This window comes from Photobacterium pectinilyticum (genome assembly GCF_024357955.1).
GTDB lineage: Bacteria > Pseudomonadota > Gammaproteobacteria > Enterobacterales > Vibrionaceae > Photobacterium > Photobacterium pectinilyticum.
Genome location: NZ_JANEYT010000028.1, coordinates 54647 through 64663 on the forward strand (window position 1 = coordinate 54647; position 10017 = coordinate 64663).

The 10017-nt window shown below is 51.6% G+C and carries 8 protein-coding genes; 4 read left to right on the forward strand and 4 right to left on the reverse strand.

Annotation, left to right across the window (positions count from 1 at the left end; translation table 11 throughout):
* Positions 1–79 precede the first annotated feature (79 nt).
* A complete protein-coding gene (locus NHN17_RS13405) occupies positions 80–1789 on the forward strand; it encodes an ExeA family protein (protein ID WP_255043073.1) in 1710 nt (569 codons plus the stop codon).
* Entirely contained in the window at positions 1789–2715 is a 927-nt protein-coding gene (locus NHN17_RS13410) for a general secretion pathway protein GspB (RefSeq protein WP_255043074.1), read from the forward strand. The genes NHN17_RS13405 and NHN17_RS13410 overlap by 1 nt, the downstream gene beginning before the upstream one ends.
* A 91-nt stretch (positions 2716–2806) precedes the next feature.
* On the opposite strand, the gene NHN17_RS13415 is transcribed toward NHN17_RS13410, so the two are convergent.
* The 3 genes from NHN17_RS13415 to NHN17_RS13425 form a co-directional block, all read right to left on the reverse strand.
* On the reverse strand, positions 2807–3421 hold the full coding sequence (locus NHN17_RS13415; RefSeq protein WP_255043075.1) for a TIGR04211 family SH3 domain-containing protein: 615 nt from the start codon (positions 3419–3421) through the stop codon (positions 2807–2809).
* A gap of 128 nt (positions 3422–3549) precedes the next feature.
* Positions 3550–4818 (reverse strand): inorganic phosphate transporter, encoded by a 1269-nt coding sequence (locus tag NHN17_RS13420; protein WP_255043076.1) that lies wholly within the window; start codon positions 4816–4818, stop codon positions 3550–3552.
* Positions 4819–4850: 32 nt separating this feature from the next.
* The gene (locus NHN17_RS13425; protein ID WP_107351151.1) at positions 4851–5531 is read right to left on the reverse strand and encodes a TIGR00153 family protein; all 681 of its coding nucleotides are present in this window, start codon (positions 5529–5531) and stop codon (positions 4851–4853) included.
* A 184-nt stretch (positions 5532–5715) separates the two neighbouring features.
* Between NHN17_RS13425 and NHN17_RS13430 the strand changes: the two genes are divergently transcribed.
* Positions 5716–7233: a CYTH and CHAD domain-containing protein gene (locus NHN17_RS13430; protein ID WP_255043077.1), complete on the forward strand. Its 1518-nt coding sequence runs from the start codon at positions 5716–5718 to the stop codon at positions 7231–7233.
* A 57-nt stretch (positions 7234–7290) separates the two neighbouring features.
* Here the strand turns inward: NHN17_RS13430 and NHN17_RS13435 are convergent, their stop codons facing one another.
* On the reverse strand, positions 7291–8049 hold the full coding sequence (locus tag NHN17_RS13435; RefSeq protein WP_255043080.1) for a potassium channel family protein: 759 nt from the start codon (positions 8047–8049) through the stop codon (positions 7291–7293).
* 175 nt (positions 8050–8224) lie between these two features.
* On the opposite strand from NHN17_RS13435, the gene NHN17_RS13440 reads away from it, so the two are divergent.
* Positions 8225–9826, forward strand: coding sequence for a methyl-accepting chemotaxis protein (locus tag NHN17_RS13440; RefSeq protein ID WP_255043078.1), 1602 nt, complete (start codon positions 8225–8227; stop codon positions 9824–9826).
* The last annotated feature ends 191 nt before the right edge of the window (positions 9827–10017 follow it).

The window sequence follows — 10017 nt, forward strand, 5'->3', positions numbered from 1 at the left end:
GAAGGGCTATACATTCAGTAAAGGGACAGGTAACGTAGGGGGCTTCCCCTTCCAGGCCAACAATAAGAGATCAAATGGCATGTACAAGGACTTTTTTGGGATCACCGAGTCACCATTTTCAATTGTGCCCAGCGCACGCTTTCTCTACCTGAGTGAGCGCCACCGCGAAGCACTGACCCATATGTTGTCCAGCCTCAGTGGAGGGGGCGGCTTCGGTTTATTGACCGGCGAGGTTGGTACGGGGAAGACAACCGTTCTGCGGGCTCTGGTATCGCGTCTGCCTCAGGAAACTCAGGTGGCGATCATTATGAACCCGTCGCTATCGACCAGAGAATTGCTCGCCAGTATCTGCGATGAACTCGGCATTGAATATAACGATGAAGCGACGATCAAAGTCCTGACCGATGGGATATACCAGCACTTGTTGGCCAATCACCGAGAAGGTCGTCAGACTCTGCTACTCATCGACGAAGCCCAGCATCTGCTACCGGAAGTGTTGGAGCAGCTGCGTCTTTTGACTAACCTTGAAACCGACAGTGTCAAACTTCTCAAGGTGGTGCTGGTCGGTCAGCCAGAGCTGCAACAGTTATTGCAGCAGGATAGGCTACGTCAGTTGGCCCAGCGTATCACCTCCCGCTATCACCTATTGCCACTGACCGAAGAGGAAGTACGGGAATATATCCATTACCGCTTGCAGGCGGTGGACTGCCTGCATGAGGTGTTCCCTCCGGCCCAAACCAAGCAGATTGCCAAGGCGACAAGCGGGATCCCAAGACTGATCAACCTGGTGTGTGACAAGTCGATGCAGCTGGCCCACCAACAATCGACCCATTTGTTGAATAAAGAGCTGGTCGAGCAAGCTTGCAATGATGTGTTGAGCTGGCAGCTACCGCAATATACCGCGCCGGGCCAACTTGATGCTCCTTCGGCTTCACGCAAGCCCTTGCTGGTGGCCGTGGCCGCCGGGATCATCACCGCGGTTGGTGTGGGGTATGGGATGGGGTTGCTGTCCTTGCCCACGAGCTCAGCCTTGACGGTAGAAACCGCAGCAAGTGGGCAAGTAGTGACGGCGGAAGAGACCAAGACGGCTGCCTCTGCCGCGGCGCCCCAGCCAGCCAAACCTGTGCTGGCTCCAGCGCAGGTACAGTCGGCACCTTCCTTGCCGCAGCAATTGTCTCCCCAGGCGCAGTGGCTGGCGGTTGTCAAACAAGCGGGATCCGAGCGTCTCGCGATGCAAACCCTCTACAGCCTATGGGGCTACAGTACCCAGCTCAACCAGGCCAATTGTGAATCGGGGAGCCGTGTCCAGCTTAGCTGCTTTAACGGCAATGGCTCATTGGAACAGTTGGCCCTGATCAACCGCCCAGCTATCGTAGCGCTCAATGAGCCTAGTGGTGAGGCGTTCTTTGCCACTATTTATGCCATCGGAAAAGATAAGGTTGAATTGTTGCTGGCTGGGCAGCGCTTCGCGGTGAGTGCACAATGGCTATCACAGCGCTGGGATGGCCAGTATACATTGCTGTGGCGTCCGCCACTGGGAGAGAACACCGCGATACGTTACGGTCAGCAAGGCCCCCGGGTACAGTGGCTCGATCACCAGCTGAGCCAGTTATTAGGGGTTATGCCGGAGAATCAGGATACCTTTGAGCAGGCATTGCTCAACAAACTACGCCGTTTCCAGCGGGCGCAAGATTTATCTGTGGATGGCATTGCCGGGCCTCATACCTTGATGGTGATTGATTCTGCACTGAATTTGCCGGGGCCCACCCTGCAACCGGAGAAAAGTTAATGTCGAAGTTACTCTCTGCTCTGGCTCAGTCAGATGCCCAGCGCGCCTCGGCAACGGTTTCGTCACGGCCTGCTTACCGTACAGGTACTGCTCCCAAGCAAACAAATCCATGGTTGCTACCGGGGTTGGGATTTGCCCTGCCGGTGATTGGCATTCTGGGGTACCTCTCTTTGTCATCTGAGCAGACGGATGTGAAACCAGCGCCAGTGCGACAGGTTGTCGCGGCCACAGCCTCGATGCCAAAGGCTGCCCAGCCAGCTGCTATACCGGCTTCAGTACCAGAAACAGTATTGCTGCCAGTGGCTGAAGCCGTATCGATAACTCAGATCTATCCGCAAGAAATTGAACTGCTCGGCTACCCTCAGCTCTACACTGAGCCGTTGCCGAGTAACACAAGAGGGCCCCAACGAGCCCGCTATAATCAAATGCCGTCATCTTCATTGCCTGTAGAGCAGGCTGCCAATGAGCCAAGTGGTTGGGACAGTGAGCCTATACCTGTAGGTAGGGAGGTTGAGCGGTCAGTGAATGATAGCTGGGATCTTGAAGCGCTCGATTATTCCGAGCTGTCCCCCGAGCTAGCCAGCCAGCTGCGGTCTGCCATCGCTGCCACCGGCGACGGGGGAACCTTGCCTCAACTGCTGCAGGAAGAACGCTTGCCATCAATGCCTAAGCCACAGGAGCCGATGGCAGCGGTATCCATTGGTGCGTTGCCGGCATCGGTTCAAGATCGTATCCCTGCTTTAAATTTTCAGACCCATATCTACTCTTCTGTACCCAATAGCCGCTGGGTGAAGGTCAACGGCAGCGAAGCCTATGAAGGCGATGAGATCGCGCCCGGAGTGATATTACGACGTATTGACCCGCGTGAGGTGGTGTTCGATTTTGAATCTTACTTGATATCGATGCCGGCGCTGTCGGAGTGGTAACCATAAAGCTAGCGGGATGGTTACCATAGAATATTAGGCAATAAAAAAGGCAGCTAAGCTGCCTTTTTTTGAACCTGGGCTTGTAGCCAGATTATGCCCAACCGTTGTTGCGCTTGCGGCGACGTGGGATAAGGTGAGGTAGAACCAGACCGAATAGCAAACCACCACCGGCAACCATACCGCCATAGGTGAACCAGCGCATCAGCAAGTCGTCTTTTTGTGTATCCAGACGGGCACGTAGCTCGCGGATCTCTGCTTGCGATGTCATCAGCTGCTCGTTGAGCTGGCTGTTCTGGGTTTCTAAATCAGAAATTTGTTCGTTACGAAGCTTGAGAGAGCTTTGCAGGCCAGCCGTTTTCTCATCGCCTGACTCAAGGGCTTCTTCAAGTTGTGCTTTGACCTCTGTGAGCTCTTTCTCTAAGGCAGGAAAACGCACTTTCAGGCCAACTTGCGGTGAAACAAAATCAGAGTTAACCCAGCCGGTACGACCGCGGTTATCACGGACTTTACTAAATCCCGTCTCGCGATTGGTTTCCAGTAGGTCTACTTTGGTACCGGCGTTCACACTGCCCATAATACGGTATTGGGTACTTGGTCCATTGTGCATATAGGTGAATAGATTGTCGGAGATATACCGAGTTTGGGCCTGTGCAGGCATGGTCGCTATTGCACAAGCGAATAATAGTAAGCTGATTAGCTGCTTCACAATTTGATTCCTTGGGGGAGAGCCTGTTTTTCTCTAAGAGGCAAAGTCTAAGAATTTTGTGGGCTGGGTGCAAGAAAAGAGGGAGGCATCGCCTCCCTCTTTTGATCTTGAGCCCGCTTTGACGGTGTTTAACCAAACACCGCTTGCATTACGTAGAAGAAAATGACTGCAAGCAGGGCGCCAGCAGGCAGAGTAACAACCCAAGAGGCAACGATATTACGTACCACACCCAGGTTCAATGCTGCGATACCGCGGGCAAAGGCAACCCCAATGACACCACCGACCAGGGTCTGCGTGGTTGAAATAGGAAGACCTGTACCAGAAGCAAGCACAACGGTTGATGCGGTTGCTAGCTGTGCAGCAAAGCCACGGCTTGGTGTCAGTTCGGTAATACCGGTACCAACGGTCGCCATCACCTTGTGGCCCATGGTTGCCAGGCCGACAACGATACCAATACCACCCAGTGGCAAGATCCACCAAGCAATTTGGCTCTTGGCCGTGATTTCACCCATGTTCTGAACAGTAGAGACAACGGCAGAAAGAGGACCGATAGCATTGGCTACGTCGTTAGAGCCGTGGGCAAAGGCCATCGCACAAGCTGTAACCACCATCAGCAGGCTGAAAATACGCTCAACACCGGCGTAACCGTTACTATCTACTGACGAACCGTCATCTGTGTACTTACGATTAATATAAATGTAACCAAACACCATTACAATGAGTGACACTGCAATAGAGGCAACCCATGCTTCACCGCTAGAAAGGTGAAGACCGACATGTTTCAGACCCTTTTTGATTGTCACAAGAGCGATGACAATCGTGGTCATGAACATGTAGACAGGCACAAACCGCTTTGCATTTACAACTGGGTTATCGGTATCGAAAATCAGGCGCTGAGCACTCATGAAAATAGCATAAGCAAACAGCCCCGAGATCAACGGAGTGATAAGCCAGCTACCGACGATGCCCTGTACCGCGCTCCAGTCAACAGCTTCTGTACCCGCTGAAACACAGGCAAAACCGATGATGGCACCAATAATGGAGTGAGTAGTAGACACCGGCCAACCCATATAGGATGCAACCAGTAGCCAAGTACCCGCAGCCAACAGGGCCGACATCATGCCGTACACCAATACTTCAGGATTGGCAGCATAAAGAGAGGTTTCAATAACCCCTTTACGGATGGTATCAGTTACTTCACCACCTGCCAGGTAAGCACCCGCAAACTCGAAGATCATCGCAATGATGATTGCTTGTTTAACGGTTAGTGCTTTTGAACCAACCGAGGTACCCATGGCATTAGCAACATCGTTTGCACCAATACCAATAGCCATCAATAGACCAAAAAAAGCCGCCACCAAAATAAGAATGGTGCCGTAGTTAGCCAGGATTTCCATTGTAAAACCTTGTTTTTGTTACATTCTTTCGCTTATGAACGCGATAGCATGATTTCAAGACGCGAGCCGACACGCTGTGCCTGATCAGCAATAGCACCAACCCACTCGAGAATCTTGTAAAGGAACATGATATCCACCGGACTGTATTGGTCTTCGATGGACATGAGCTGTTGGCGAAGCTTGATCTGCATGCTGTCAGTATCGTCTTCGATAACATCTAGCTGATTGATCATCTCTGCCACAAGCGTCACTTCCCTGCCTTTAAAGCCTGTTTCAAGAAGTTCGTCCAGTTCGTTGATCACTCGGTTCGCCTGATTGGCGGCGTCAAGACAACGTTGAACGTAGGCAATAAAGTCAGGATACATTTCGGAAGGAATCTGAAGCTGGCGACCCAAGACGCGACCTGCAATGTCTTTCGACAGATTGGCAAGCTTATCTTGTTGGGTCAGCAGTCCTAACATGTCAGTACGATCGACTGGCATGAACAGACCACGAGGAAGTTTCAAACGGATCTCACGCTTGAGCACGTCCGCATCTTTTTCAAGCTGGGAAATTTGCTCGCGCAGGACAGCCGCTTGCTCCCAATCACCCGCCTTACAGGCTTCGAAGAAAGGGACAAGTAGTTCACAACAATCATTTACACGAGTAACGTGACGTTGCAATGGTTTGATTGGGGACTTAGCAAATAGTCCCATAATAGTATTTACTGGCATAGCCGAATAACCTAGAAAGTGCCTTAAGTGGCTAATTCTTGAGCGATGGTCATTAAGGCGCGCATGGTAACGCATAAGTAAGTATAGGGGAACTAATTTCGATCAAGGTTTTGTTGATATTTCATGCTTGCCCCGGAGTGCAATTGCCAATATCCTTGCTTTGCCACTGTTTATAGGTAGAACTATGGAAACTGAGATAGAACTGAAGTTTTTCGTCTCACCAGAATTTTCGAGTCAGTTACTCAAAAAAATCGCTGAAGCGAAAGTTCTGCAGCAAAGTCGTCGTGAGTTAGGCAATGTCTACTTCGACACCCCAGACCAAATTCTTCGCCAGCACGATATCGGTCTTCGGATCCGTCGTTTTGATGATGTATTTGTCCAAACATTGAAGACCGCGGGCCGCGTGGTCGCCGGGTTGCACCAGCGTCCGGAATACAATGCCGAAACCAACTGCACTGATCCTGATCTTGCCCTGCATCCCGCTGATGCCTGGCCGGAAGGTTTTGATGTCGATAGCACCCAGCAACAACTGGCCCCGCTTTTCTCTACAGACTTCACTCGCCAGCAATGGCTTGTCGCGATGCCGGATGGTAGTCAGGTAGAGCTAGCCTTTGATCAGGGCGAAGTCAGTGCGAATGGCCAAACTTCGCCAATATGCGAAGTCGAACTCGAGCTCAAGTCCGGCCAAACCGATGCCTTGTTTACCTTGGCTCGTGAACTGTGTGTCGATGGTGGCATGCGATTGGGTAACCTGAGCAAAGCCGCACGAGGCTACCGCTTAGCGGCGGGTTATCAGGGGGATGAAGTCGCTCCGTTGGCTCCGGTCAAACTCGATGGTAGCGAATCGGTAGAAGCGGTATTTGTCAAAACGCTCGAGCATGCGCTCGGCCACTGGCATTACCATGAGCAAATTTTTGCCGAGTGCCAAGAGCCCGCTGCGCTGGTACAAATCCAGCAGGCACTGGGCTTACTTCGTCAGACCTTGGTAACTTTCGGTGGCATGATCCCACGCCGAGCCAGTGCCCTGCTACGCCAGGAGCTGCAATGGTTGGAAGGTGAACTGGACTGGCTGGGTGAAGCTGCCGGTTTGGATTATTTGCTGGCGGAAAAAGGCCATGCCCTGAAAAAGCTGAATGCGCGTAAGCAATTGGTTAAGCAGCTTGAAGAGGTGCAGGCAGATCTGCCTGATGACAACGAAATGTTGCTGTTGCTGAGCTCGGCCCGTTATTGCGGCCTGCTACTTGACTTGAGCCGCTGGCTCCTTAGCCGAGGCTGGCAGCCGTTCCTCGATGATAAGTCCCGGGCACGCCTGGCCGAACCGATCAAATGTTTTGCCGACAATATGTTGGCTCGCTCGTGGCAGGAGCTGTTGGATGTCTTTCCGGCTGAGCGGCAGCTAAACCGAGTTGATTATCTTGACCAGCAACCGCGCTTGGTTCGCAACCTAATGAGCGGCCTTAGCTTTGCGTCTTTATATGAAGACGATAAGCGCTTGGTCTTTCGGATGCCTTGGTTGGACTTGCTGCAGGGCATTGATGATCTGCGCCACCTCGAGCCTATTCGACAATTATTGGACCAGCAGGATGATGAAGAGGAGCGTAGCCAGATAGAGAAATGGCTACAGCGCAAGGAAGAATCACTGATCCATGCGATGGACCAGACTCGCCAAATGGGCATCGAACTGGTGCCATACTGGCCGTAAGCGTCCCTACGAGAACTCACCAACACCCGGCCATGAGGCCGGGTGTTTTTTTATGGGCTACTTCTGATCCAACTTTTTTTCTATCGCCTCCAGACGCTCAATCAGGCGTTGTTGGTTGTCCAGCATGGCTTGCCACTCTTGCTCGTGCCGGGCATCGTCCTTCTCTTTCTTCTGCTCCGGATCCGAAATAATAGAGCTGATCAAGCCTGCCACCATTCCGAATAAGCCGACGCCACAGATAATAATGACAGCCGCCAGTATTTTACCAATCTCGGTTACCGGATAGTGGTCGCCATAGCCTACAGTGGAAATCGTCACGAAAACCCACCATAGGGCATCACTGGCGTCCTTGATATTGGACTCCGGCACATTGCCTTCCAGGATCAGCATCAGGGCTGAGCCGACCGATATCAGTACGGTCAATAGTAAAAAAATACTGGCGACAGTCGCTTCTCGGCGGTTGCTGCGGATTTGGTTGAGGACTTGGTGGCTAGAGCGGATCAAACGGATCACTCGGAAGATTTGTAGCAAACGGGCAAAACGGATTTGCTCGATTATCGGAACGCTAGCGACAAAATCGAGCCAGTGGGTTTTGAGGTAGTGTGATTTGTCTTGGCTGCGGAAAAAGTCAGCCAGTAGCTGACACCAAAATACCAGACAGATAAACGTGTCGATGCCAAGCAGTAGTATGTAGCTGTTACTCTGTTTGGGCAGGAAAATCATGGTGGTCACAATAGTCAGTGATACAAACGACAACGCCAGTGACATCAGGCTCATCGGATTGAGTTCATATTTGACGGAGTCGATCTTTTTCATCATTAAATTTTTTTACTGCGTTGCCGATAGTTAGAATGAGGTATATTGTTTTGTTACTAAAAATAAGTAGATTTCTAGGCACAGATTCCCCGCTTTCCCATGCATGACTATAGGTCATTAGGATGACGAAGTAACTCTTGCTCTGGGACGTAATAAGAATATATGGAGATACCACATGACCAAAATGGTTTTAAAGCCATGGGAAAAAGGACTGACAAATATTCGCTTGGTTCCCAAGCTGTTATTGCTGATGGTATTCAGTACCATTTTGCTGGTGGGCAAACAGCTTTGGGATGCCAGTACCTTCTATCAGTCGGTAGTGGAAATTCAACAGGACAGGGCGCAAGAGCAAGCGCTGGCAACGGCGGCCGTGATACAGGCTTTACCATCGGATATCAAGCAGGATGTTACTTTGGTGGAAAGCTTGGTTGCCGCCCAAGCGGCGGCGATGAACCGCGAGGCTTATGTTTACCTGGTGGATCGGGGAAGCAATAAAGTCATCGGCCACCCAGACGCGAAGGCATTGTCTGAACTGCTGGGCAATGTTGATAGCCAGGGAAGTCTTAATCGTGCCTTACAGCAACTGTCAGGACAGGCCAGATTGAACTTTTCCGATCAGTCCCGGTTTGAATATGCGGTTGAATTACCGCGTCTTAATTGGGTGGTTGTCGCTTCACAGGCAGCCTCAGAGGCGGATGCTTATTATCAGCACTATTTGGTGCAGGTGGCATGGCAAACCGCATTGATGATCGTTGCTTTTGTTGTGATCTTACTCTGTGGCTCTCATGTCATGCTACGTCAGACCCAATATTTAGCCGAAAGCATCAAACGACTGGCTGCCCGCGATCTGACCCAACCTATTGTCATGGAATGCCGTGATGAATATGGTGATCTGGCCAGAGAGCTTGAGAAAACCCGTCTGCAGCTGTGTGAAGTGATCGCTAACCAGCGTGATGCTGCCGGTGAGTTATCCGGTCTTGCCGAGGTGATGTCAATCAGCATGGTGGAGACCAAGGAGTCGGCGCAGGAAGAGTTCAATGAAATCGACCAGTTGGCGTCGGCAATGAGTGAAATGACCTCGACCGTGCAAACCGTTGCCGAACATGCCCGCGAGGCATCAAGTGCGACTGAAGGGACGTCAGGTCAAGCTGTACAAGGCCAGCAGTTCGTATCACAGACCATTGGCACAATTAACCAGCTGTCACAGGACATCAGCCAATCAGCCAATGCTGTTAACCAAGTGGAAGAGCGGGTAGAGCAGATCGGCAGTGTGATTGTCACTATCCAGAGCATTTCTGAGCAAACCAACTTGCTGGCGCTCAATGCGGCTATCGAAGCTGCCCGTGCTGGCGACGCCGGGCGGGGATTTGCCGTGGTCGCAGATGAAGTCCGCAATCTTGCCCTGCGCACTCAGACGGCAACCGTTGAGATCCAGGAGATGATTTCCCAGCTGCAATCCAGTGCCCAGCAGGCTGTTGGCTTGATGGAGCAAAGTGTTGTTGAAGCCGCCGAGGGGGTTGATCTGGTGACCAGTGCCGGTGGAGAGCTGGATAAGATCGTTGAGCAGGTCAGCCTGATCAATGACATGAACTTCCAGATTGCCTCGGCTGCCGAGCAGCAGAGCGCCGTGGCCGATGAGATGAACCAGAATCTGACCAATGTCCGTGAGCTGGTAGAGGCATCGGTCGTGGTGGTCACTGAGCTGTCGGAAACATCGGATGCCATGCAGGATCATGCCTCTGAGCTGGAAAAGAAAATCCGGGCCTTTCACATGTAGATTAATGGCTTAGTTACGTGCTGGTTTTCAGCCAAATCAACGCCCGCCTATGGTGTAATGCCATTCGGTTAAGCACTAGCGCTTATATCTCAATGGATATCGGCTAGGAATATAGAGCACTGAACGAGGATACGTTCGGTGCTTTCTTTTATCTGGCAATATAAAGTGCTTGATATCTGCTCGCATCTGTT